Annotated in this window: 17 protein-coding genes, 2 tRNA genes and 1 pseudogene; 15 read left to right on the top strand and 5 right to left on the bottom strand. The window is 61.8% G+C overall.

Features of this window, described 5'->3' with window-relative positions:
- Positions 1-33: 33 nt before the first annotated feature.
- The 8 genes from LMTR21_RS06145 to LMTR21_RS06180 all read left to right on the top strand — a co-directional run bounded on the left by LMTR21_RS06145 (position 34) and on the right by LMTR21_RS06180 (position 10,958).
- Positions 34-1,458, top strand: a complete 1,425-nt coding sequence (locus LMTR21_RS06145; protein ID WP_065755881.1) for a UbiD family decarboxylase — start codon at positions 34-36, stop codon at positions 1,456-1,458.
- Between the two features lie 61 nt (positions 1,459-1,519).
- Positions 1,520-3,247: a thiamine pyrophosphate-binding protein gene (locus LMTR21_RS06150; RefSeq protein ID WP_065755882.1), complete on the top strand. Its 1,728-nt coding sequence runs from the start codon at positions 1,520-1,522 to the stop codon at positions 3,245-3,247.
- 30 nt (positions 3,248-3,277) lie between these two features.
- Positions 3,278-4,117: a helix-turn-helix transcriptional regulator gene (locus LMTR21_RS06155; protein ID WP_065755728.1), complete on the top strand. Its 840-nt coding sequence runs from the start codon at positions 3,278-3,280 to the stop codon at positions 4,115-4,117.
- A gap of 128 nt (positions 4,118-4,245) precedes the next feature.
- Entirely contained in the window at positions 4,246-7,260 is a 3,015-nt protein-coding gene (locus LMTR21_RS06160) for a xanthine dehydrogenase family protein molybdopterin-binding subunit (RefSeq protein ID WP_065755729.1), read from the top strand.
- The gene (locus LMTR21_RS06165; protein ID WP_065755730.1) at positions 7,257-8,072 is read left to right on the top strand and encodes an FAD binding domain-containing protein; all 816 of its coding nucleotides are present in this window, start codon (positions 7,257-7,259) and stop codon (positions 8,070-8,072) included. The genes LMTR21_RS06160 and LMTR21_RS06165 overlap by 4 nt, the downstream gene beginning before the upstream one ends.
- Positions 8,069-8,587, top strand: a complete 519-nt coding sequence (locus tag LMTR21_RS06170; protein WP_065755731.1) for a (2Fe-2S)-binding protein — start codon at positions 8,069-8,071, stop codon at positions 8,585-8,587. Before LMTR21_RS06165 ends, LMTR21_RS06170 begins: the two co-directional genes overlap by 4 nt.
- Positions 8,580-10,124: an AMP-binding protein gene (locus LMTR21_RS06175; RefSeq protein WP_065755732.1), complete on the top strand. Its 1,545-nt coding sequence runs from the start codon at positions 8,580-8,582 to the stop codon at positions 10,122-10,124. The genes LMTR21_RS06170 and LMTR21_RS06175 overlap by 8 nt, the downstream gene beginning before the upstream one ends.
- Before the next feature lie 27 nt (positions 10,125-10,151).
- Positions 10,152-10,958, top strand: coding sequence for an enoyl-CoA hydratase/isomerase family protein (locus LMTR21_RS06180; protein ID WP_065755733.1), 807 nt, complete (start codon positions 10,152-10,154; stop codon positions 10,956-10,958).
- 487 nt (positions 10,959-11,445) lie between these two features.
- Here the strand turns inward: LMTR21_RS06180 and LMTR21_RS06185 are convergent.
- The 3 genes from LMTR21_RS06185 to LMTR21_RS06195 form a co-directional block, all read right to left on the bottom strand.
- A tRNA-Met gene (locus tag LMTR21_RS06185) sits at positions 11,446-11,523 on the bottom strand.
- A 211-nt stretch (positions 11,524-11,734) separates the two neighbouring features.
- Positions 11,735-12,532 carry a type 1 glutamine amidotransferase domain-containing protein gene (locus LMTR21_RS06190; protein WP_065755734.1) on the bottom strand — a complete coding sequence of 266 codons (798 nt, stop codon included), beginning with the start codon at positions 12,530-12,532 and terminating at the stop codon, positions 11,735-11,737.
- A gap of 116 nt (positions 12,533-12,648) precedes the next feature.
- The gene (locus tag LMTR21_RS06195; protein ID WP_065755735.1) at positions 12,649-13,548 is read right to left on the bottom strand and encodes a helix-turn-helix domain-containing protein; all 900 of its coding nucleotides are present in this window, start codon (positions 13,546-13,548) and stop codon (positions 12,649-12,651) included.
- A gap of 386 nt (positions 13,549-13,934) precedes the next feature.
- On the opposite strand from LMTR21_RS06195, the gene LMTR21_RS06200 reads away from it, so the two are divergent.
- The 5 genes from LMTR21_RS06200 (at position 13,935) to LMTR21_RS06220 (ending at position 20,339) form a co-directional block, all read left to right on the top strand.
- Positions 13,935-14,696 carry an alpha/beta hydrolase gene (locus LMTR21_RS06200; RefSeq protein ID WP_065755736.1) on the top strand — a complete coding sequence of 254 codons (762 nt, stop codon included), beginning with the start codon at positions 13,935-13,937 and terminating at the stop codon, positions 14,694-14,696.
- Positions 14,697-14,789: 93 nt separating this feature from the next.
- On the top strand, positions 14,790-15,803 hold the full coding sequence (locus LMTR21_RS06205) for an aldo/keto reductase (RefSeq protein WP_065755737.1): 1,014 nt from the start codon (positions 14,790-14,792) through the stop codon (positions 15,801-15,803).
- A gap of 47 nt (positions 15,804-15,850) precedes the next feature.
- Complete coding sequence (locus LMTR21_RS06210; RefSeq protein ID WP_141688566.1) at positions 15,851-16,699, top strand: VOC family protein; 849 nt, start codon at positions 15,851-15,853, stop codon at positions 16,697-16,699.
- A gap of 72 nt (positions 16,700-16,771) precedes the next feature.
- Complete coding sequence (locus LMTR21_RS06215) at positions 16,772-17,221, top strand: putative quinol monooxygenase (protein WP_246175264.1); 450 nt, start codon at positions 16,772-16,774, stop codon at positions 17,219-17,221.
- A 238-nt stretch (positions 17,222-17,459) separates the two neighbouring features.
- Positions 17,460-20,339: an ATP-binding protein gene (locus LMTR21_RS06220; protein ID WP_065755738.1), complete on the top strand. Its 2,880-nt coding sequence runs from the start codon at positions 17,460-17,462 to the stop codon at positions 20,337-20,339.
- 556 nt (positions 20,340-20,895) lie between these two features.
- Here LMTR21_RS06220 and LMTR21_RS06225 read toward each other — a convergent pair.
- The gene (locus LMTR21_RS06225) at positions 20,896-22,428 is read right to left on the bottom strand and encodes a T6SS phospholipase effector Tle1-like catalytic domain-containing protein (protein WP_065755740.1); all 1,533 of its coding nucleotides are present in this window, start codon (positions 22,426-22,428) and stop codon (positions 20,896-20,898) included.
- A gap of 138 nt (positions 22,429-22,566) precedes the next feature.
- On the opposite strand from LMTR21_RS06225, the gene LMTR21_RS06230 reads away from it, so the two are divergent.
- Positions 22,567-22,652 (top strand) — tRNA-Met (locus LMTR21_RS06230).
- A gap of 196 nt (positions 22,653-22,848) precedes the next feature.
- Positions 22,849-23,118 carry a hypothetical protein gene (locus LMTR21_RS40670; RefSeq protein WP_246175266.1) on the top strand — a complete coding sequence of 90 codons (270 nt, stop codon included), beginning with the start codon at positions 22,849-22,851 and terminating at the stop codon, positions 23,116-23,118.
- Between the two features lie 105 nt (positions 23,119-23,223).
- Here the strand turns inward: LMTR21_RS40670 and LMTR21_RS40675 are convergent.
- Positions 23,224-24,339: pseudogene (locus tag LMTR21_RS40675) on the bottom strand (recombinase family protein); the annotation flags it as partial.
- Between the last annotated feature and the right edge of the window lie 26 nt (positions 24,340-24,365).

Below are 24,365 nucleotides of genomic sequence, written 5' to 3' on the forward strand. Positions count from 1 at the left end.
ATGCCTGCCGAAGACCACCGAAAGGAGCACATCATGCGGACCGAAAACCTGGCCAGACCCGCTGCTGCGGACGCACCAAAGGATTTGCGCTTCTGGCTCGCCCATCTTGCCGAGCGAGGCAGGCTCGCGGTCGCCCGCGAGGGCGTGGAGCTCGCCGACGAACTTGCTGCCGTTTCGAAGCGGCTGGAGCGCGATCGCGCGGTGCTATTTCCAAAGCCGGGCGGACACGACATTCCGGTGGTCGCCAATCTTTTCGCGGCCCGGGACTGGGTCGCCGAATCCATCGGTGTTGGCGCGGAGCAGTTGCTGGCGCGCTTCCTCGCTGCGGCGCGCGAGCCGCTGCCGAGCCGCGAAGTTAGCAGCGGGCCGGTTCAGGAAATCGTCCACAACGAGGTCGACCTTCTCAGGCAGCTACCAATCCCGAAGCACAACGAGCGCGACAGCGGGCCCTATATCACGGCAGGTCTGCTGATCGCGCGCAATCCGCGCAACGGCATTCAGAACGTATCGATCCATCGCTGCCAGATCAGCGGTCCGAACCGGATCGGCGTTCTATTGCTACCCAGGCACACGCTTTCCTATTTCCGCATGGCCGAGGAGGCGGGCGAGGCGCTCGAGATCGCGATCGTCATCGGAGTCCATCCGGCATTGCTTCTGGCGTCGCAGGCGATTGCCGCGCTCGATGAAGACGAGATGGGGATAGCCGGCGCGCTGCTGGGTCAACCTATTGACGTCGTGAAGTGCAAGACCAATTCCATCGGCGTGCCGGCTCAGGCCGAGATCGTGATCGAAGGGCGAATTCTCCCGCGCGTGCGCGAGCCGGAAGGACCGTTCGGTGAATTTCCCCAATACTACGGGCCGCGCGCAAACCGGGAGGTTATAGAGGTGGACGCCGTCACTCACCGTGCCCGGCCGATCTACCACACGATTGTCGGCGGTGGCTATGAGCACCTCATCCTCGGCGCCGTGCCGCGTGAGGCGACGCTGCTGCAGCATTTGCGGCGCAGCTTCCCGAACGTGCTCGATGTGCGTCTGCCGCGCGGCGGCACCTGCCGCTACCACCTTGCCGTCAAGATCGACAAGACGTCAGACGGGGAGCCGAAGAACATGATCATGTGCGCCTTCGGCGCCCACTATGACGTCAAGCACGTCGTTGTCGTCGACAAGGACGTCAATATCGACGACTCCGAGGAAATCGAGTGGGCGGTCGCGACGCGCTTCCAGGCCGATCGCGATCTGCTGATCGTTTCCGGCGCACTCGGCTCCAAGCTCGATCCGACCACAAGGGACGGCATCAGCGCCAAGATGGGGCTTGACGCGACCGTGCCGGTCGACGCGCCGGAGCTCGATTTCAAGCGCATTCACGTCAAGGGCGAGGAGCAGGTCGATCTCGCTTATGCCCTGCAGAAGAATCCGGATCCTGCGCTTTCGCGTGTTCTTGCCCAAGATCGGCTTTAGGGAATCAAGGCCGGCCTGTTCGACCAACCATCTATCATGAGCCGAAGAGCTGTCGATGTTGATGACTTCAAGCCAGCGCAGTGGCGGCGAAATTCTCGTCGATACGCTGAAGATCAACGGCGTGGATACGGTCTTCTGCCTGCCGGGTGAAAGCTTCCTGGCCGCGATCGATGCGCTTGCCGGCCCGGACGAGACGATCCGCACCATCGTGACCCGGCATGAGGCGGGCGCGGCGCACATGGCCGAAGCGTATGGCAAGCTGACCGGGCATCCCGGAATCTGCTTTGTCACGCGGGGGCCAGGCGCAAGCCATGCCGCAATCGGCGTTCATACGGCGTCGCAGGATTCGACGCCGATGATCCTGTTCATCGGCCAGGTCGCTCGTGGCATGCTGGGGCGTGAAGCCTGGCAGGAGGTCAACTTCCGGCGGATGTTCGGCAGCATGGCCAAATGGGTGGTCGAGATCGATCGCGCCGAGCGTATCCCCGAATTGGTCAGCCGCGCCTTCCATGTTGCGGTGTCCGGGCGTCCGGGGCCGGTTGTGGTCTCGCTGCCTGAGGACATGCTGACGGAGCGAGCTGCGGTCGCGAATGCTGCTCCTTACGTGCGGGTTGCGGGCCATCCCGGTCCCGCTCAGTTGTCGCGCTTGGTCGAGATGATCGACGGCGCCGAGCGGCCGCTGGTGATCGTCGGTGGCGGCGGATGGAATGCCCGAGCCTGCGCGGACCTCGGGAGCTTCGTGGAGACATTCAGCCTGCCGGTTGTCGCCGGCTTCCGGAGGCAGGACATTCTTGACAACCGGCATTCGCATTATGTCGGCCACGCCGGTCTTGGCCCAAGTCCGAAGCTGGTCGAACGCGTTCGCGGCGCCGACCTGATCATCGCCCTGGGCGGACGCCTGGGTGAGACCACGACTTCGGGCTACACGTTGTTTGAGATTCCCCGACCGGCTCAGCGCCTCGTGCACATACATGCCGATCCGAACGAGCTTGGACGCATCTATCAGGCCGATCTGCCGATCAACGCCGGCATGTCCGAGATGGCCGCGGCGCTGGCCGGGCTCCGGCCTTCCGAGCGACACGAAGCGGAGACGGAGGCGCGGCGGAAGGCATGGCTCGCAGCGGCGCGCGAGGAGTTCATCGCCGATCAGATACCCGGATCGATGCCAGGCCCGGTCGATCTCGGCGCGGTGATGCTTCACTTGCGCGAAGCCCTGCCGGACGATGCCATCATCTCGAACGGGGCGGGCAACTACGCGATCTGGGTGCACAAGTTCCATCGCTATGGCGGTTTCAGGACGCAGCTTGCACCGACATCCGGCGCGATGGGCTATGGCCTGCCTGCGGCGATCGCGGCCAAGCTGGTTCATCCTGACCGCGCGGCAGTCTGCTTTGCCGGCGATGGCTGCTTCCTGATGAGCGCCAACGAGCTTGCGACCGCATCGCAGTACGGGCTCGGCGTGATTATCATTGTCGTCAACAACGGCATGTACGGCTCGATCCGCATGCACCAGGAAAAGGAATATCCGGGGCGCGTTCATGCGACGGCGCTCGAGAATCCGGATTTTGTCGCGCTGGCCCGCTCGTTCGGGTGCTATGGCGAACAGGTTCTCGAAATTGAAGGTTTTGCCGCCGCCTTCGCGCGGGCAAAGACCTATGCAGACGAGCGGCGCAAGCCGGCCCTCCTCGAACTGAAGATCGATCCGGAGGCCATCACACCTTCTGCCACGCTAACCCAATTGCGTCAGCATGCGCTGGCGTCGCGGCACGCGGTACGATCCGCGCCATGAAACGAAGCAGCTTGTGAAGGGAGGACCAGTATGTCGACAGCTCTGCGCATCGCTCACGGCGCCTTCGGTAGGGTTGCGCTCCTGGATATGGATCGCTCGCTGGTGCGCCACGCGCATCCGCAGTGCCACGTCCTCCTGAAGGTCGAAGGCGCCGATACGCAATTCATGGTGGGGGACAGAGCCTATCCACTCACCGATACCAATGCTGTCCTGGTCGATGCCTGGACGCCGCATGCCTATGTTCACGATCCGGCGCGGCCGCGGACCCTCATTCTCGCGCTCTACGTCGAGCCACATTGGCTGAAGGAATTTCGTTCCGGCTGGGCCGCCAGCGGCGCGCCCGGCTTTTTCGACCAACCTTCCGGAGAGGTCTCGCCGCGGATTCGTCAGCTCACGCTCCGGCTGGCCGCCGAAATGGTAGAGCATCCGGACTGCACCCGCACCCATGAACAGGCGCTCTCGGATCTGATGATCGCGGTGATCGAGCGTTTCACGCCATGGCACCGCTTTCCGGCTTCGATCCGCATGAATGCGAAGAGCTGTGATTGGCGGATCAGGCGCGCCACGGAAGCGATGCGGACCCGGGAGCATCCGTGCGCGAGCGTCGATCAGTTCGCAAGGGACGCGGGTCTGTCGCGGGCGCAGTTCTTCCGTCTGTTCGAGACGTCGCTCGGCGTGTCGCCCAAGATCTATCTCAACGTAATGCGAATGGAGCGGGCGCTCGAGGCGGTGATGCACCAGGATGTGCCCTTTGGCGAACTCAGCGAACGCTTCGGCTTTCCGGAGCCGGCGCATTTCACGCGCTTCTTTCGTGATCACGCCGGTGTGAGTCCGCGCGAGTTCCGCAACGTCTCGCGCCTTGCCAGCTGACTGGTCGCGGGCAGTCTAAATGAGACGATTTGGTAACTCGCGAGAGCAGCCGGTATGGCCCGGCCTGCGAGCATTCTTACATCTGCTCCACGTGGCTTCGCAGAGCGCGATCGGGAGGAATGTCATAAATGGCGCAGCCTGCGGCTCGATCCGTATCGGTCGACATGGAAGGTCGGAAGGAAGGCCGGCCTTGGGTCGGCCGCTCGATCGAGCGCGTCGAAGATGCGGCGCTCCTGACCGGACGCGGGCGCTTCATTGACGATATCGGAACGCCGCCGGGAACGCTTCATGCTGCGATCCTCCGATCGTCCTACGCCCACGCCGATATCATTTCGATCGACACCGAGGCGGCGCGGCGTGCGCCAAGCGTCGCGGCCGTTCTCACCGGCAGGCAGGTCAAAGAATTGACTTCAAGCCTCGTGGTCGGTGTCAAGGCGCCGGTGGAATGCTGGCCGATCGCGGTCGATCGGGTGCGCTATGTCGGTGAGCCGGTCGCCATCGTCATTGCCGCTGATCGCGCCCGGGCGGAAGACGCCGTCGACCTGATCAACGTCGAGTGCCGGCCGCGCATGGCCGTGGTCGATCCGCTGGCGGCGCTTACGGCCGATGCGCCGGTTCTACACGACGGCTTTCTCGGCAACCTCGCCAGTGACCGCAGCTTCTCCTATGGCGATCCGGACGGGGTGTTTGCGGAAGCCGCGCATCGCTTCTCGATCGATATCCGCTATCCCCGCAATTCCTGCACGCCGATCGAAACCTACGGCGTGATCGCTTCCTACGAAGCGGCAGAGGACGCCTTCGACATCCTCGCCAATTTCCAGGGACCGTTCAGTATTCACACGGTGATCTCACGCGCCCTGAAAGTACCGGGCAACCGGTTGCGGCTGCGCACCCCGCCCGATTCCGGCGGCAGCTTTGGCGTGAAGCAGGGCGTATTTCCCTACATTGTGTTGATCGGCGCGGCTTCGCGTGCTGTCGGACGTCCCGTGAAATGGATCGAGGATCGGCTCGAGCACCTCACTGCTTCGGTCTCGGCCACCAACCGCGCCACCACCCTTTCGGCTGCCGTCGCCGCCGACGGCAGGATCCTCGCCCTAGACTGGGACCAGGTCGAGGATTGCGGCGCGCATCTGCGCGCACCCGAACCAGCCACGCTCTACCGCATGCACGGCAATCTCACGGGCGCCTACGATATCCGCCATGTAAAGGTGCGCAATCGCGTCGTGGTCACCAACAAGACGCCGACTGGCCTCAACCGCGGCTTCGGTGGACCGCAAGTCTATTTCGCATTGGAGCGGCTGGTGCAGCGGATCGCAATCGGCCTAGGCCTTGATCCGCTCGAACTCATCAAGCGCAATCTCGTTCCCGCCGGCGCCTTTCCCTATCGCACGGCAACCGGTGCGCTGCTGGATTCAGGTAACTATCAGGAGGCGATCGCCAGAGCGGTTGAGCAGGGGAAACTCGCAGAACTCAGAACGCGACGCGATGAGGCGCGCGCGCAGGGCCGGCTCTATGGCATCGGCTTCACCGCGGTCGTCGAGCCGAGCGTCTCCAACATAGGCTACATCACGACCGTGCTTACTGCAGCGGAGCGCCGCAAGGCGGGGCCGAAGAACGGCGCGCAGGCGACCGCAACGGTTGCGCTGGACCCCGTCGGCGGCGTTACCGTCCATGTCGCCTCCGTGCCGCAAGGGCAGGGCCATCGCACCGTGCTGTCGCAGGTGGTCGCCGACGTGTTCGGCCTCCGGCCGCAGGACATCCGCGTCAACACCGAGATCGATACCGCTAGGGATGCGTGGTCGATCGCCTCCGGAAATTACGCGAGCCGGTTTGCGGCCGCCGTGGCCGGCACCGCCAAGCTGGCGGCTGAACGCATCGCGCATCGCCTCGCGCGCATCGCTGCGAGCCAGCTCAATGTCGAGCCGGCGGACATTGTGTTCGCCGGCGGCTTTGTTGTCTCGAAGTCCAATCCGGAGAACCGCGTCGCCTTCTCGCGCGTTGCGGCGTTGGGTCACTGGTCGCCGGGCTCACTGCCGGACGATGCCGGCCAGACCATCCGCGAAACCGCGTTCTGGACACCGCCGGAGCTGACAGCGCCGGATGACGATGACCGTATCAACTCATCGCTCTGCCACGGCTTTATCTTCGATTTCTGCGGCATCGAGATTGATCGCACGACGTTTGAAACGCGGATCGATCGCTACGTCACCATGCATGATTGCGGCACGATCCTGCATCCCGGCATGGTGAACGGGCAGATCCGCGGCGGCTTTGCCCAGGCGCTGGGGGCGGCGCTTTTTGAAGAATACGCCTATGCCGCCGACGGCAGCTTTCTGACCGGAACGTTTGCCGACTATCTGTTGCCGACCACGACCGAAGTTCCGGAGCCGCAGATCATTCACATGGAGACGCCCTCGACGTTTACCCCGCTGGGAGCAAAGGGCGTCGGCGAGGGCAATTGCATGTCGACGCCGGTGTGCATCGCCAACGCCGTGGCCGATGCGCTGGGACTGGCCGACGTCACGTTGCCGCTGGTGCCGGCGAAGCTCGCCGACTTGGCGCGCGGGCCGGAGCCGGCGCCGCCGGCAGGACAATTGAGGGCAGGTGCCGCTCGGGAGGCAGACCGCCGGCTGCGCGGCGAGGGCAGCGCCTCCGTCAAAGCAGTGCCGGAGCAGGTGTGGACGATGCTGCTCGACGTCAGGACATTGCAGGCGGTAATTCCCGGATGCCAGCGCGTCGAGAAGGTCTCCGACACGCATTTCCGCGCTGACGTGACGTTGGGTATCGGTCCGGTGACAGGGCGCTATCGCGCCGATGTCGAGCTGTTCGATCTCGACCAGCCCAATGCCGTCACGTTGCGCGGCAAGGCCGAGGGCGCGCTCGGCTTCGGTGACGCCGAGGGGCGCATCACGCTCGAGCCCGACGGCAAGGGCGGCACTAGGCTGCACTACCGCTACGACGCCGCGATCGGCGGCAAGGTCGCCAGCATCGGCGGCCGTCTGCTCGACGGCGCCACGCGCGTGGTCATCGGACAGTTTTTCGCGGCTCTCGCGCGCAAGGCCGGCGGTGGAGCGTCCGCCAGCGGCTTCTCCCTCGTTGCGCTGCTCGGCAGGCTCGCAAGCCTGTTTGGAGGACGACGATGAAGCCCGCCGCCTTCGACTATGTCCGGGCCGAGTCCCTCGACGAAGTTCTGGAAGGACTTTCGAACGAGGGCGGCGATGCTCGCGTGCTGGCCGGCGGCCAGTCGCTGATGGCGATGCTCAACATGCGCCTGGCCCGGCCAAAGGTCCTGATCGACATCATGCGGCTAAAGGAGCTCAACGGCGTCGAGGAGCGGGCTGGCGTCGTGACGATCGGCGCGGGCGTACGCCAGGCCACATTGCTCGCTTGGCCCGAACTGACACGGACGCTGCCACTGCTTGCGCTGGCGCTACCCTGGATCGGCCACGTCCAGACGCGCAGCCGCGGCACCATCTGCGGCTCGCTGGCGCATGCGGACCCCAGCGCCGAGATGCCGCTCGCGCTCATTGCGCTCGGCGGCGAGGTGCATCTGCGCAGCAAAAGGCGGCGTCGCCGCGTCCCAGCTCGCGATTTCTTTGTCGGTATGATGGCTACTGATCGCGCCGAAGACGAGTTGATCGAGGCCGTGTCGTTTCCCGGTCATCGCGGCGGCCGATGCGCCTTCCGCGAGGTCGCCCGCCGTCACGGTGATTTCGCCATCGTGGCCTGTGCGGCGGCGGCAACGCCGAAAGGCGTCCGCTTTGCCGTGGGCGGCGTCGCGGATGTACCGGTGGCGCGGGACTGGCCATGCCTCGATGGCACCGCACTTGACGATGCGTTGAATGGCTTTGCCTACGAGCTTGACGCGCGGGACGACGTGCACGCGACCGCGCGATATCGGCGCGATCTGGTGCGGATTATTGGGCGCGACCTGATCGGCGAGGTGCTGCAATGACGCGTCTTGCCGCCCATGGCCGTCATCCAATCCGCTTTCATCTGAACGGCAAACCAGTTGAGGCCGAGGCTGAGCCGCGCATGCTGCTTTCTGACTTCCTGCGCCACCGGATCGGCGCCACGGGAACCCATGTTGGCTGCGAGCACGGCGTCTGCGGTGCCTGCACAGTCATCATCGACGGCATGCTCACGCGTTCATGCTTGACGCTGGCGGCGCAGGTCGATGGCTGTGAGATCCAGACGGTCGAGGGGCTTGCTCCGTCGCCGGGCCGGCTTGGCATCCTGCAGCAGGCTTTCCGCCGCAACCACGCTCTGCAATGCGGGTTCTGCACGGCCGGCATCCTGATGTCGCTTGACCACCATCTGCGCCGCAATCCCTCGCCGCGCGAAGCCGATATTCGCGATCTCCTCAGCGGCCATCTATGCCGCTGCACCGGATACACCCAGATCATAAAGGCGGCGCTCGAAGCGGCCGCCGAGCTTGCCACCACTACCGAAGAGAAGTCCGATGCTTGATCTTGGCAGTAGCTTTGTTGCAAGCGTCGCGCGAGATCCGGATGCGCTTGCGCTGGTCGATGGCGATGTCCGCCTCACTTATCGCCAGTGGTACCGCAAGATTTCGGCGCTCGTGGCATCCTTCGACCAAATCGCGCTGAGGCCCGGCGACCATGTCGTCGCAGTGCTGCAGAACCGCTGGGAGGCGGCGACGCTGCATTGGGCCTGTCAATTGGCAGGCCTCGTCCTCACTCCCATCAACTGGCGCGCTAAGGCCGACGAGCTCGATTTCTGCATCGAAAATGCCGAGGCGCGCGCCGTGTTCTATCAGGATGTCTCCGCCGAGGCCGTCAGAAATGCCACACGTGCGGCCAGCCTGCAGCGCGTTGCGATCGGCATGAAGATCGACGGCGGCCTGGCCTTCGCGGAGATGGTGGGTGGCGCCGCTTCCGACGCCCTGCCGCGAGTTGGCGCCGATGCCTGGTCGATCATGCTCTACACCTCGGGCACGACATCGCGGCCAAAAGGTGTGCCGCGCCGTCATCGCGCCGAGCGGGCAGCGGCCGTGGCGCATGTAGCGCAGAACCTCTACGGCCGGGGCGAGCGCACGCTTGGCGTGATGCCGCTCTATCACACCATGGGCGTCCGCTCCTTGCTCGCCATGTCCCTGATCGGCGGCGCCTTCATCTGCCTGCCGCGTTACGACGCCCGCGAGGCGCTGGCGTTGATCGACCGTGAGAGGGTCAGCAATCTCTATCTGGTGCCGACGCTCTATCACGATCTCGTTCACCACGACGCGTTTGTCGCCACCGACATCTCAAGCGTTCGAAAGCTCGGCTTTGCCGGGGCCTCGATGACGGATCGACTGCTGAAGAAGCTGGCCGATGTGTTCAAGCCTGAGCTGTTCGTCAATCACTACGGCAGCTCCGAGATCTACACCTTCACGATCGACCAGAATGCGCTGGCCAAGCCCGGCTCAGCCGGCAAGGCCGGCATCAACCAGCACATCAGGGTAGTCCGCATCAACTCCCGCTCGGTGGACGAACTGGCCGCACCGGGAGAGGAAGGCCAGATCATCGCCTCGCTCGCCGGCGACGAGGCGTTCGAGGGCTATTGGCGGCGGCCCGAAGCCGATGCCAAGGCGTTGCGCGAGGGCTGGTACCTTACCGGCGACACTGGCTTTATCGATGCCGAGGGCGATCTCTTCGTCACCGGCCGCGTCGATGACATGATCATCACCGGCGGCGAGAATGTTTCGCCGGTGGAGATCGAGAGCTGCTTGTCGCTGCATCCAGCGGTTTCCGAAGTGGCGGTGGTCGGTCTTGCCGACGAGAAATGGGGCAAGGTCGTCGCGGCCTTTATCAAGCGCAATCGGCCGGTGTCAGAGGCAGAGCTCGAGCAGTTCTGCCGCACCTCGGGCCTTGCCAACTTCAAGCGTCCGCGACGTTACGTCTTCATCGATGCCATCCCGAAATCACCGGTCGGCAAGCTGCTGCGGCGCCTGCTCGTCGCCGGAGAGTATGACGTCGAGCGCCAGCCGCCACCGGACGCGACCTGATCACTTACAAACAGAAGGAAGCAAGAAATGCCGTCATCCTACACTTTTGCCGATCCTCGCCTGGCCAAGCTCGACGGGTTCAAGGTCGAGATCGATGAGGCGCGCGAACGCGCCGACATCATTCTTGGCCGGCCGCCCTATAACGTTGTCGCTATGCCGCAGCGCGACCAGCTGCGGCTGACCTTTGAAACACTCGACGAAGATCCGCGTGTTCGCGTGATCGTGCTGCGGGCCGAAGGCGAACATTTCTCCAGCGGCGGCAATATCGGCGGGTTCATGGAAGCGAGCCCCGAACATGTGTCGAAACTGGCCTGGAATATCGCAGCGCCTGCGCGCTGCGCCAAGCCGGTGATCGTGGCCAACCGCGGCTATTGTTTCGGTGTCGGTTTCGAGCTGTCGCTCGCCTGCGACTTCCGTATCGCCTCGGAGACCACGCAATATGCCCTGCCGGAACAGAAGCTCGGGCAAATCCCCGGGTCGGGCGGATCCGCACGCCTGCAGAAGATGGTCGGCATCACCCGCACGAAGGACATCGTGATGCGATCAAAGCGCATTTCGGCAAAGCAGGCGCTGGAATGGGGGATTGCGACCGAATGCGTGCCGGACGTCGAGCTGGAGAAGGCGACAGATAGGCTCGTTGACGAGCTTCGTACCTTCTCGCCGCTGGCGCAGCGCACGGCGAAGAAGCTCTTGAACGACACCGAAGATTCGACGCTTTCGATCGCCATCGAACTCGAAGGGCACTGCTACAGCCGTCTGCGCCAATCCGAGGACTTCAAGGAAGGCGTCGAAGCCTTCAACGCCAAGCGCCCGCCGAAATTCGTCGGGCGCTGACGATGAGGAGGGGCGGATGCCGCCGGCGGGTAATCGTTGCGGCATTACCGCACCGCGCCGCCAGCCGGTTCGGTCGGTCTATAGAGCTCGAAAGTTCGTGGCGGCTTCGACCAGAGTCGCTCCGATCTGTAGCCGCCCTTCGCAAGCGGCCTCGGCTCTAGGGGCGCGGCAGCCCAAGCGTCGTAATTCATCGGCAATCGTCGGCTCATGCACATCCGTCTCGATGAATATTGCCGATCTGTACGTTCCGCTCGCAGGTTCTTTACCGTCGACAGGTCCTCCGATCGTAGAAACCCGAGCTCTTGCTTGGACTGCTTCTGCGAAAATGCAGCCGAATCTACGATCGCGTGGAGAAATCGTAGCCAGATCGAAACCCGAGAAGTAGTTTGCGGATTGCTGAAGCACGACTGAAAGCAACGAAGCGAGGCATTTCTGGTGCGGTACTCTAACGGAGGATGCAACGAAGGCCGCTAAGTGATTGATTTACTGGTGGGCCCGGCAGGACTCGAACCTGCAACCAGACCGTTATGAGCGGCAGAATATCGGTCAGTTTCGTTGATTTCCCCCTGTTTTTGTTGATTTTGATAGCATTTGTTGCGTTTCAGTCAGGCTGTTTCTGGTGCGAAACTGGTGTCGTCCAGCGTTGCAGCCGTCGGCAAACGGGCAACGCGCTTCGGCTGTTGGATGAGAAGCAGAAGTCATACACCGCCGCAGCGGCGAAACGGTTGCTGCGACTGGTGAAGGGGTACAAGGGTTCGCAGCAACCGCACAGGAGCTCAGGCTGGGACAGAGGCGCGTTCCAGCGCGGCAATCAGCGCCGACGCGATCGGATGATCTGACCGCGGATTCTGCCCTGTGATGAGCTCGCGATCGATAATGACATTGGGTTCGAAGTCAGCGCCCGTGGTCACGTCGCCACCTGCCATCTGGAGCGCATCCGGCATCGTGAAGTACAGCTTGCCATGCAGGATGTGTTGTTCGATCGGCTTCTCTTCGGAGGCCGAGAACACCGTCATCTTATACCCGGTGTATTGCCAGCCCTTTCCCAGTTCCGCCGCCTTGGCGCCGTCCCCGGCGATCAGAGCAGCGCGGTATCCCCTGGCATCCGGTAGGGCGGCCAGTGAAGCTATCGGCCCATGGCAGAGAAGCGCGGTTGGTTTCTTGCTCGTGTGGAAGTACCGCAGAATCTCGCCGAGTTCGGCGTCCTGCATGAGGTCGACGACCGGAGCCTGACCGCCGGGGACGAAAACGCCGAAGTAGTCACCCAGCCCAGCTTCGATGACCGAACGCAGCGTACGGACATTGTTCATCGACGCATCGCTCTCGAAGAAAGTGCGTGCCCGCTGGAAGGCCTTCTCGTCTCCGCCGAAATGTTGTGCGGAGTCTGAGGCGGGATCGATGTGCGGCCTGGTGCCGTCGGGTGTAGCCAGCACCACGTCGTAGCCGGCATCGATCATGGCCATGACCGGCACGACTGTCTCGTTGAGGTATTGGCCCGTCGGCCCTGTGCGTTCTCCCTGAATCTCAATTCGGGTGGCGTTGGAGCCAACGACGAGCACTTTTCCTTTAGACATGGTATCTCCTGTTTGTTTGCTAGGATCGGATTAGAATTTCTAGCAAGCGAGGAGCGCGCGTATTTCCGAATCCTGCGGGATCATGCTCAATCCCTGCGGAATCTCGGCCATCGGGATCAGCCGCTGCCATCGACTTGGCCGCCGCACAGCTCGCGATACTGACCCGGAGTGAGACTCGTGGCTTTGCGGAACACACGCGTGAAATTGGCCTGGGAGCCGAAACCGAATTCCAGAGCAATCTCGACCAGCGACAGGTTGTTGCGTGCCAGCTCTTGCCGCGCAGCCTGGACACGGCGATCGGTCACATAGCGGTGCGGTGACAGTCCCGTCGCTTCGCGGAAAAGCCTGGAGAAATGAAACGGGCTGAGGCAGGCCTGTGCTGCCAGCTCCTCAAGTCGGATGTCGGTTGTGAGAGAAGCCTCGATATAGTCCAACACGCGCTGGAGTCTTCGTGGATCGAGCTGCGGTGACTTGTCCGGTGGGCGCCAGCGGTCGATCGTATAGTGCCCAAGAAGATGCGCGGCGAGCGCGATCTGAATGCCTTCCACGAACAACGTATCGGTCGGTTGGCGAGGACGATGAAGCAGGTCGCGAAGCGGTGAGCAGATGTGGAAGAGCACCTGGTCCGTCAGGCCGTGGGCATAGGCGATCTGCACCTTCGCCGGATCGACATCAAAGTCGGCGAGGGCGCTTTGGTCGAGTAGTGCCGCAGGGAGATAGAGGTGAAGACATTCCATCCGGTCCGAAAGCTCGAGGCGGGTCTCCTGCGTTCCCACGGGTACGAGATAGCTCATGCCCGGCCGGGCAAGGCTCTGCTGTACCTCGCCGTTGCCGTCGCGGCGGACCATTCCGCCGCCTGACAACAACATCACGATCTCCGTGCAGATCGGAACCGGCGTCGCCTGCTGTCCCGCCTCAAACCGTCGATGCTCGACGCTCATCGCCGGCCAGTCGGCGGCCTCAGCGAGTTTCTCGCTGTTCTGGTATTTTTGACTGCCATGCGTGGCAAGCGTCATTGTGACTCCCCCTTAACTGCGGCGAGTCCCGGCCCGTATCGCGAACGAACGCGGATTCCCGTCACGTGCACGGCCGGAATCCCGATCGCTACCAAGCCACGGAAATCTCTCACAAGCGGTGAAACCGGGGCGCTGTGCCGATCCATGGCAATTGTTGGGTGAGCTCGCTGCTGAGTCCAGAGTCGAAGCGGTTAAAAGAGGTAAAAGGCAGGTAGAACAAAGGCTTGTTCAAGCACCCGATTGGGCTTCGCAAGCAGCGGTGACTTCGCAGGAGATGAGCAGGATTTGTCTCTCATCGCGCAGGAATCGAAAATACCGGAATGCACGCCTGATCTAGTGATGGCTCATCGAACAGCATGTCGCCGTTTCGAAGATTGGAGCCTGTCATGAAGCCGATTATCTCCGCGCTTGCCGCGATATCGATCGCAACTGCTCAAGCCGCCCCTGCGGCTTCGGCCGAGAAAGGCGTTTCCATTGTTCTTGTCCATGGTGCCTTCGTCGACGGATCGGGGTGGAAAACGACTTACGACATTCTTTCAAATGCAGGCTACGAGGTGCTTGTCGTCCAGCAGCCGACGATCGCGCTTCGCGAAGATGTCGCGGAGACCGAACGGGTGATCGCCAAGGCTCGACATCCGGTGATCCTTGTCGGGCACTCCTATGGAGGGATGGTGATCACGGAAGCAGGCGACAATCCCAAAGTTCGCAGCCTGGTCTATCTCGCGGCATTCGCTCCCGATGCCGGAGAGTCAGTAAGCACGCTCGCAGAAGCGCCTGCGCCGGCGGGCGAGCACAAAGCTCCGCTCGTCGCCGAGGGCAATTACCTCCTCGTCGACGCCGAAAAATTCCCCTCGTCGTTCGCCGCCGATGTCGACATCGCCACAACGCGCTTCATGAGTGCCGCTCAACTCCCGTGGGGATTGCAGGCGGTGCAGACCAAAGTCAGTCGCGTGGCCTGGAAGACAAAGCCGACTTACTACATGGTGACGAGCGAGGATCATATGATCCCCCCGACCGCGCAACGCAATATGGCCCGGCGGTCGGGTGCGAAAGTGGCGGAGCTGAAGAGCAGCCACGCGGTGATGTTGTCGCATCCGCGCGAGGTCGCAGCGTTCATAAAGAGCGCAGACACATCCGCTCATGACTGAAATTGATCGCGGCAGAGCGTCGACCTCTTGGGTCGACGGTCTCGCGGTCATTCCGAAGGATGGCATGGTCTGCCCGAAACGGAGGATATGCAAATGGTGCTCAAGGATATTCTGCCGGGCAAGCTGGGCTTTGGTGCCGCGCCGCTCGGCAACATGTTCCGCAACATCCCGGAGAAAGAAGCACGGGCGACGGTGAACGCGGCCTGGGACGACGGCATCCGGTACTTCGACAATGCGCCCTTCTATGGCGCGGGGCTTGCGGAGATCCGTATGGGCGCTGCCCTCGCCGGCAGACCGCGCGGCGATTACGTGATCAGCACCAAGGTCGGACGCTTGATCCTGGACGAGATCGAGGATGTAAGCGCGCGTGACCTCGGCGAGAAGAGTGATGTCTTCAGGCACGGACGCCCGAACAAGATCATCAACGACTACTCGGAAGATGGGACGTTGCGTTCGATCGAGGACAGCCTGAAGCGGCTGGGCACTGACCATATTGATATCGCCTTTGTGCATGACGTGGCACAGGACTTCTACGGCGATGAGTGGTTGGCGGTGTTCGAAAGTGCGCGCAAGGGCGCATTCAAGGCGCTTGATCGGCTACGCGACGAGCGTGTGATCAAGGCGTGGGGTCTCGGCGTCAACCGGGTGGAACCGATCGAGTTGCTGCTTGCGCTAGAAGGTCCGCGCCCCGACGGTTTCCTGCTCGCGGGCCGATACACACTTCTCGATCATGCCCGGGCGCTTCAGCGGGTGATGCCGATGGCTGCGGAGCATGAGCTCGCTATCGTCGTCGGCGGCCCTTACAGCTCGGGGGCACTCGTTGGCGGTCCGAATTTCGAGTATGCGCCGGCGGCTCCGGAAATCCTCGACAAGGTGGCGCGTATCAAGGCGATTGCCGATCGCTACGGCACCAGCATGAAGGGTGCAGGCCTGCAGTTCGCGCTCGCGAATCCGGTGGTTGCGGCCGTGATCCCCGGCGCGAGCCGTCCGGAGCGCATCACTGAGGATCGCGCGGCCCTCGAAGAATCCATACCCGTCGATTTCTGGCGCGAACTTCGTTCGGCGGGTCTCGTCAATCCCGCTGCTCCTCTGCCCACGGCTGATTGAGCGGCCGGATAGCGCAGGCAATGCAACCAAAAACCAAGGAGAACGAAATGACAGATGAAAACCACAACGCTCCCGAAATCGGCCGCCGGGCCATGCTTCGAACGGCCGGCGTAGCCGTGATCGCTGCGGTCGGCGGCACGCCGGCAACCACACCGGCCGCCGCACGGGACACCGAGGGCATGTCGGCGGCCGAGCGCAATGAGGCGCCGCTTGGCGCGCGGCTCCAGGGAGTCCAGCATTTCGGGCTCACCGTCCAGAACATGGAGCGGGCCTATGAATTTTATACCGCGGTGCTGGGCGGCACCGAGGTTTTCCGCCACGGCGACTTTCAGGGCGACGGGGTGCAGAACACGCTGCTGGCCGACCAGGAAATCGAGGCGAATGCACGTGGCGTCAATCCGCGGACGATCGGCGTCCCTGATTTGCGGAGTGGCGCCCAGCGGCTCGACGTCCGCTTCATCCAGTTCGACAATGTCGTCATCGAGTTACTGCAATATCGCGACGCCGATCAACCAATGGGCGCCTCGAAGAGCTTCGCCGAACCGGTGCAGCACATGAGCCCCGCCTTTCCGCGCATGATGCATATCTGCTTCCATGTTCGCGACGATGTCGACTTCAACAAGTTCATCGCCGATCTCGAAGCCGAATCCGCCCGCCGTGGCATGACGCAGGTGAGGGCGAACCGCACCGTCCGGGTCATGACCGAGGCGGAACGCAAGGCCGCTCCCCGCAGCGCCAACACGAACCGGGTCACCGACGCGCCGTCGGACGGTTGGGAACTGATCTATTGCAAGGGCCCTGAAGGTGAGCAACTCGAGTTCGTGAAAGCGCTCGGCCCCGTCAAGAAGCGATTCAGCGAAGCCCTGACGAAACGGCAACAGACAATCGCACGCTGATCCGCAAGGCCAGCGGTCGATCGGCCCCCGCCGGGACTGGCAGCGACGGCTTGCTAGCCCGGCGGCACGTTCATGATCATCAATGTGAAGGAATTCGTCATGCAGACTCTCATCCGCAATTGTCTTGCAGCCATCCTGTTCGGCATCTTGCTATCCATGCCAGTATCATTGGCGCACGCTCAGGAGGCGCCGCATGTGCGCTACCAGGAGATTCGGGAAGGCGCCTACTCGGTGGTGGCTCAGGTGCGGGCCAAGCCCGGCAAGGAAGATGCCCTGCGCGCAGCGACCTTGTCGCTCATTGCCCTGGTTCGCGGCGATCCCAAGAATCTCGTGTATTTTCTCCAGGAGGACCGCGCCAAGCCCGGCCACTTCGTATTCTACGAAATTTTTGCCAGCCAGGCTGATTTCGAAGCCCACAACGCCATGCCCTATGTTCAGGAATGGTTCGGCAAGTTGCCGGAGCTTGCCGATGGCGGCGTCGAGGTCATGCGGTTGGCGATCCTTGGCGAGTCCAAAAAATGATCAATCCTTAGGCAAGAAGTGCGCATCGCAAGACTGCAGATGACCATATGTCGGCATGCGCGCGTAGCCTCCTGCGATCGTGTCATATTGGAACGGGACCCTGAGCAGACGATCTTCGTCGCGGCTGGGCCGCGGCGAAATGTCCGCTACAGGCGAATTCCGAGCGAAATCCGGTCGACCCCAAGTTTGCGGCGCACTATGATTGCAGTCGATCTTGTAGATCGATTGGCGATGATCAATGCGGGTTGCCACGGAGACATCGCAGCAAGGCGCACGCCGGCAGGAACTGATATTTTCCTTCGGACCGTTTCGCCTCGTTCCCCGCCGACAATTGCTTCTTCTTGACGGGCGTCCCGTAAAATTGGGTGGGCGCGCTTTCGAACTTTTGCAACTGCTGGTACAGCGCAGCGGCGAACTGGTCACCAAGGATGAGCTGATGGCGGCCGCTTGGCCGGGCACCTTCCTTCACGACAGCAATCTCAAGGTCAATATGTGGAGTTTGCGTCGTTCGCTTGGTGATACGCAGGTTGAATCTATCTACATTGCAACCGTGGCGCGCCGTGGCTACAAATTTATAGCGGAGGTGCAAACCAGCATCGCCGAGGTCGAGGACAATCTTGCGCTTGCTGGGCCGTCCCCTTCGTCCCGGCCGCCATTGTTGCGCGGCATCGTTGGTCGCGAAGCGGACATGGCGGACATTGCCGACTTGTTGATCCAGAAGAGACACATCACCCTGGCCGGCGCAGGGGGGATCGGCAAGACGACCGTCGCCATTGCCGCGGCGCGGGCCTTTTCCTCGCAGTGCCGCGACGGCACGTGCTTTGTCGACCTCGCGACAATCTCTGATCCGACACTTTTCGGCGCGGCGCTGCTGACAGCGCTGGGCATCAGGGGCAATTCGGATAACAGCCTAGCTGCAGTCCTCGAGTATCTGCGACCGCGACAGATGCTGATCATTCTGGACAATTGCGAACATGTGCTCCCCGCCGCCGCCATCTTTGCCGGCAAGTTGATGGCTGACACATCGCCGTCCAAGCTGCTTGCTACGAGCCGCGAGCCGCTCGGCACCGTCACCGAGCATGTCGTGCGGCTTGGTTCGCTTCCCTCACCGAGATCTGGCGACGCCCTGACAGCCGATCAGGCCATCCGATTTCCAGCGGTGCAGCTATTCGTCCGCCGCGCAGCCGAATGGTCGGACTACCAGTTCATCGATGATGACTGCGAGGCCGTCGCCTCAATATGTCATTCGCTTGACGGTCTCCCGTTGGCTATTGAACTGGCGGCAGCCCAGATTGGAACATTCAGCCCCCGCGAGCTGGTGGCGATGCTTGACCAGAACCTCGGTTTTCGGGGCCCAAGCGTTGAAGGTGCGCCGCCACGCCATGAAACCCTCATGGCCACGATCGACTGGAGCTTCAAGCTCCTCTCGCAGAGGGAAGCCACGCTGTTCAGCTTGCTCTCGGTGTTCAGCGATGCCTTCGAGGTCGAGGATGCGGTCTTCATCTCGGAGGCAACGGAACTAACTCCGGTCGATGTCGTCACCGGTCTCGGAAGTCTCGTTGCCAAATCGCTTGTGACCGCGCAGGCGAGAGGCCCGAGCCTTCGCTATCGACTGCTGGACAGCACACGGCGGTACGCGGCCGAGCGGCGCCAGGCCGATCCCGCCTGCGGTCAAGCTCAACGGCATCATGCGCAGCGCGTCCTCGCGCTGTACGAACAGTCCGAAGAGGAGTGGAACTGGCGCGAGCCGGCCGACTGGACCCAGCGCTACCTCGGCCGTATCTCCGATTTGAGGGCTGCCCTTTCATGGGCGTTTAGCGAAGAAGGCGACCCGGTCCTCGGAATCAAGCTTACGGTTGCGGCGATCACTTTATGGTCGGAAACCTCCATTTTGTCAGAAGCCCAAGCGCGGCTGGAATTTGCGCTCGCCCTGGCCAAGACAATCGACTGCGACGACCTGTCGAAGGCAAAGCTCGCCTGTGCCCTTGGATGGAGCCTGTTCTACGCACGCAAAATGTCGAACGAAAACGAGGTTGCCTGGCTTGCCGCCATTGCCTTTGCGAAGCGCGCCGACGATCTTGAGTATCAGCAGCGGGCGCTGGTGGGTTTCGCCTTTTACTTATTGCAGATCGGCAATGTCGCGCGTGCCATAGCCTATCTCGAGGAATCCGCCGAGCTGGCTGATCGCGACCGCGACTCGACGGCAACGTCCGAAGGTGACAGGGCGCTGGCCTGGGCCCGTGCCCATGCTGGCGAGTTAAATCAAAGCCGCGAGGTACTCGATCGCCTTGCCGCGACCTATTCGCTGGCTGAGGGCCGTTCGCGCAAGGATGCGAACGAGGTCTACCGGTTCATCACCGTCCGCTTCAACCTGCCCTTCGTTGCGTGGATGCAAGGGCATGCCGACTATGCCGCCAGGCTGGCCCGCGATGCTGTCGACGCTGCCGATCGCAGCGGTCATTGGGTGTCTCAGTCGAATGCGCTTGGGCTGGCCGCGCTTCCCGTCTCGCTCCAAACGGGGAATTTGGACGCGCTCGAGAGTTTCACCGAGCGGCTGCGTCGCAACCTGGAACGGGAGCGCATCTCGCGCTGGGTTCCGGTCGAGCGCTATTTCTCTGCTTGCCTGCGCGATTTGCGCGGCGATCCGCAGGCGGTGGAGGATATTCGAGCGGCGATTGGCGAACTCATCGAATGTCGCTTTCTGATGCGGATCGGCAGCTATCTTGCAGTCCTGGCGCACACCTTGCTGCGCCAAGGGCGGATTGAGGAAGCGCGCGAGACCATCGCGCAGGCCATCGACTATCAGGAACGCCAGGGAGAACGCTGGTGCCGGTCCGAACTGCAGCGAGTTGATGCATCGGTCCTTTTCCATGCAGGTGAGCCGCTGCGTGCGGAAAAGCGGCTGCAGCAAGCGCTCGCCGAAGCGCGTGCGATAGGGGCTTTGACCTTCGAGCTACGTATCGCCACCGATTTAGCCGAGCACTGGATCGCGACCGGCCGCAGGTCCAAGGCTATCCGATTGCTCGCCCCGGTCTATCAAAAATTCACCGAGGGTTTTGAAACGCAGGATCTTGTTGCCGCCTCGCGCCTACTGCAACGAGCGCGAGCTAACGGATAGCGGCCGCAGCTGGCGCCTGCTTTTAGACCCTTGGCGCGATAACGCCGCCGAATCTACGATCAGGAGAGAGAAGCCATCGTCAGATCGAGTAGTGGAGCGGTAGTATGATGGCCGCTGAAGCAAAGCAATGATATGCGACGATGCAATAGTGCCGCTGATTTGCCCGACGTGTCAAATCGTTCGCGGGGTCGCTCAAAGCATCGACCAGTTGCTACTTTGCATGGGGTTGTTTTCGATATTTTGGTTGGTGGGGAGCGAAGGCTGGTGGGCCCGGCAGGACGCGAACCTGCAACCAGACCGTTATGAGCTGCTGAATATCGAACAGGTTCGTTGATTTTGCTGTCCTTTCGTTTGAATTCGATCGCGTTCGTTGCGCTTTGGCTGGGGCGTTTCTGGTGCGAAACTGGTGCGGTGGCGCCTCGGTCTGGACCCGAACTTAGATAGGGCGTTGTGGCGACCTGACGTCTGTCACTCGTAGCGGACCTTCAGCCTAATGACCTAAGGGCCATAGGTCGAGATCCTATCGGAGTAGACGCTCTTCGTTCCGGGCTCCCCGTCACAACCGGCCCGGATAGCCGGCTTTTTCCCACTTCGCCTCGATATCGTCGGCGACGCACTTTGGATTCTGGGCAGGCTTGGCTACAGCTGCATTCGAACCAAAATATTGCTTGAAGTCGACATGCTTTCCCAGATTTGAGGGGCGATACTGCGCAATTCGGTTGAACAACAGGACCGGATCGCCTGCGAACCGCTGGTAGACAGACTTGTGCATCGTTGCAGCGGACTCATGCGTCTTATCGTCTTCCGGCAACAGCCGGACGCCCTTCTTCAGCCAGCCCCCGGCCTGTTCGTCGTGCTGCGGGCCGCTGGGATGGGGCCACAGCTTCAGCACGCTGCTGTCGTGTTTCAGGCCATCCTGGATAATAGACGAAGCGGCGAGCATCCAGCTCAGGGCGACGTCCGAAAGGCGGGCTTCGTTTTCGAGGTAGCCGCCGCCGATATCCGCGTGAACCCCGGGAAACCAGACCTGTTCGAAGTAAAGGTTCTTATCCTCGTCGCGCTTCATCAGCTTCTCGGCGGTTGGCCTCCAGCCGACACGCGCGAAGTCGGCGCGGTTTTCGTCGATGGACATTGCATGCTTCGCGTAGCCGACATTCACGTTAAGGGTCGTGTCATAGAATTGATGCTTCGGCCGCGTGAGATGCAGCGTCATGAGACGTCTGAAAAAGCCATAGCCGGGCAGGGACGGCGCAATCTTCAAATAATTCTTCAGGTAGATGAGCAGCGCAACGATAACACTCAAATAGCCCAGATCGCGCGTAACCTTGCCGGCCCATGGGTAGGCGGGTTCCAGCCAAGCGCCTATGAAATGCAGCCCGAATGGAATCGCGAGCACAGCCGCGATAAGAATCGGCGCCAGCCACTTATTCCCTAATGCGGCCACAGTGTCGAAGACGCCGATAAAATAGGGAAACACATTTGCCTGCTCGACTCCGTCCTTGACGGCTGAGCATCCGTGTTCGGTCCTGAATTTTTCGGCGATCGCATCGCGCGTCTGCAACATGAACTGGAGATAGTGGCCCACCTTCGTCCGGTCATAGGATGAGCAGAACTGATACACGTCCTTCACCGCGTGTTCTGCAAGTTCGCGCGATCCTTCAAGGTCAAGACGTAGGGGGGCACCACCCGGCAATTGCCGCGCGATTCCGCAATAGGAGATCACACCCGCAAGCGAGCGAACCGTGTAAGCGCCGCGGCTGAAGCCGATCAGGAAAATACGGTCGCCGGGTTCATACAAGCGTATTATCGCAGCGTAACAGTCTATGATGTTTGCGGTGATGCCGAGGCCGGTAGCCATGCTCGCGACGTTGTAGAACGTACGCAGCCAGCCGACCTTGAAGTGACCGCCGTCCGCTGCCGAACCGAGACCGGGGTCGTAGAATGCGACCTGCTCGGAAGGATCAATTCGGGTGTCGGGGCCTACGCGGCAGGCGCGGTACAGCTTGTAGACGTTAGTTCGTGCCTCGTCGAAATTGATGCCGCCCGCCTGGCCTGTGCCATCGGAAAAGATGACGATGCTCTTCGGCATTTGACCTGTCCCGCCCAAAGGTTGCTGAAGAAAGGACTATCATAGATTGTATGGCCGATTCTCAAAGTGTTTATAGAAGGTCTTTTGTCTGCGGGATGTGGATGGTCGTGGCATAGAAATCGGACTGGTTATGCAAACCGCCAGATGATCGTGACAAACACTACCGGCACATCGTCAAGCTCATAACCTGAAGGTCATAGGTTCAAATCCTATCCCCGCAACCATCTCGAATTGCGAAACCCCGGTCCCAGTGGCCGGGGTTTTTGTTTTGAGGGAAATCGCCAAGATTCCGGCTAGATCGCCCCGGACGTCGATCTTCAATTCGCCAGCCTCTGGAGTAAGGATGATCTCTTTCACGAGGGAACGCAGAATCTCGCCAGCCTTCAGCCGGGTTGCCTCGGTATGGTCCTGTAACGCCTCGTGGAGGGCGCCGACCTTTTCCCGGTAGAACGTCGCCATCTCGGGATGAAGAAGGGGCGGCGGCACCTCTGCATCGGTGAGCTGCTGCTCAAGCTCTGCCTTCCGGCCCTCAAGCTGGACCATCTTGGCGTTGATCCTGTCCGCCGCGCCGCCCTTGAGGATCAGATTAAGCAGCGTATCCAGCTCGCGCTCGATGCGCTTCAGCTCCGACCGCGCAACCTCTATCGACGCCGAGCCTTCCATCCGAAGACGATTCATCTCACGTGTTAATTCGTCGCAGAATTCCTTGAACAGAGCCGGGTCCATTAGGTGGCATCGTAGCGCGTTCAGCACGCGTGCCTCCAGCCGCGCGCGGTGGAAACTCCTCCTATTATCGCACGTTCCCTTGTTTCTTGCGGTCGAGCAGCCGATGAGGTCGGCCGAAATCATGGCGTATCCGCCGCCGCAGCATGCGCATTTTATCAAACCTGAGAATAAGTATTTTGGGCGGCGGCGGTCGCGGAAGCTATTCTGCACCTCAGTGCCATCGTCCTGGCGCTTTGTCTTTATGGCAGCTTGTCGTGCCTTTGCGGCATTCCAGAGCCCATCATCTACGATGCGCAATTCTGGTACTTCTTGAATGATCCATTCGGCTGCGGGGTTGTGGCGCGCCTGACGCTTGCCAGTTTCCGGGTCTTTGATGAACCGCTGTCGATTCCAAACGATCCGGCCGATATACATCTCGTTGTTCAAGATGCCGTTGCCACGCTTCGTGTTGCCATTGATGGTACTGAAGCCCCAATCGCCGCCGCCTGGCGCCGCGATGCCATCCCTATTTAGCTCAACAGCGATCCGCTTCGCCGACTTGCCAACGACATAGTCGCGAAAGATGCGGCGAACCACCTCAGCTTCCGCAGGATTAATCATGCGATCGCCACGTATCGGCTCGCCGCTTTCATTGAAGTGCTTCACAACATCATAGCCGTAGGAGTTGCCACCGCCAGATTTGCCAAGCGCGACGCGTCCGCGCTGGCCTCGGCGCGTTTTGTCGGCAAGATCCTTGAGGAAGAGGGCGTTCATCGTGCCCTTGAGGCCCACATGCAGGTGCGTAACCTCACCCTCGGATAAAGTAACGATCTTTACGTTGGCATAGGCCATGCGCTTGAACACGCCAGCGATGTCTTCCTGATCACGTGAGAGGCGATCCATCGCCTCCGCCAGCACCACTTGAAATCGCCCGCGCAAGGCGTCGGTAATGAGCGCTTGGACGCCGGCACGCAGAAGCGACGCACCGGAAATCGCGTGGTCGGAATACTCCTCAACGACTCGCCAACCCTGCTTCTCGGCATAGGTACGGCAGACGCGAAATTGGTCCGCGATTGACGCGTCGCGCTGGTTGTCACTGGAGTAGCGGGCGTAAAGCGCGACCTTCATGAGACGGTCTCCGGCAAAGTCAGGAGCGCTTCGACCCGTGCTCCTCGTTGGCTTGTTCGTACCAGCAGCGCGCAGCATGACGAGCTAGCAGTCGCACGACTTCG

This window comes from Bradyrhizobium paxllaeri, from assembly GCF_001693515.2.
Lineage (GTDB): Bacteria > Pseudomonadota > Alphaproteobacteria > Rhizobiales > Xanthobacteraceae > Bradyrhizobium > Bradyrhizobium paxllaeri.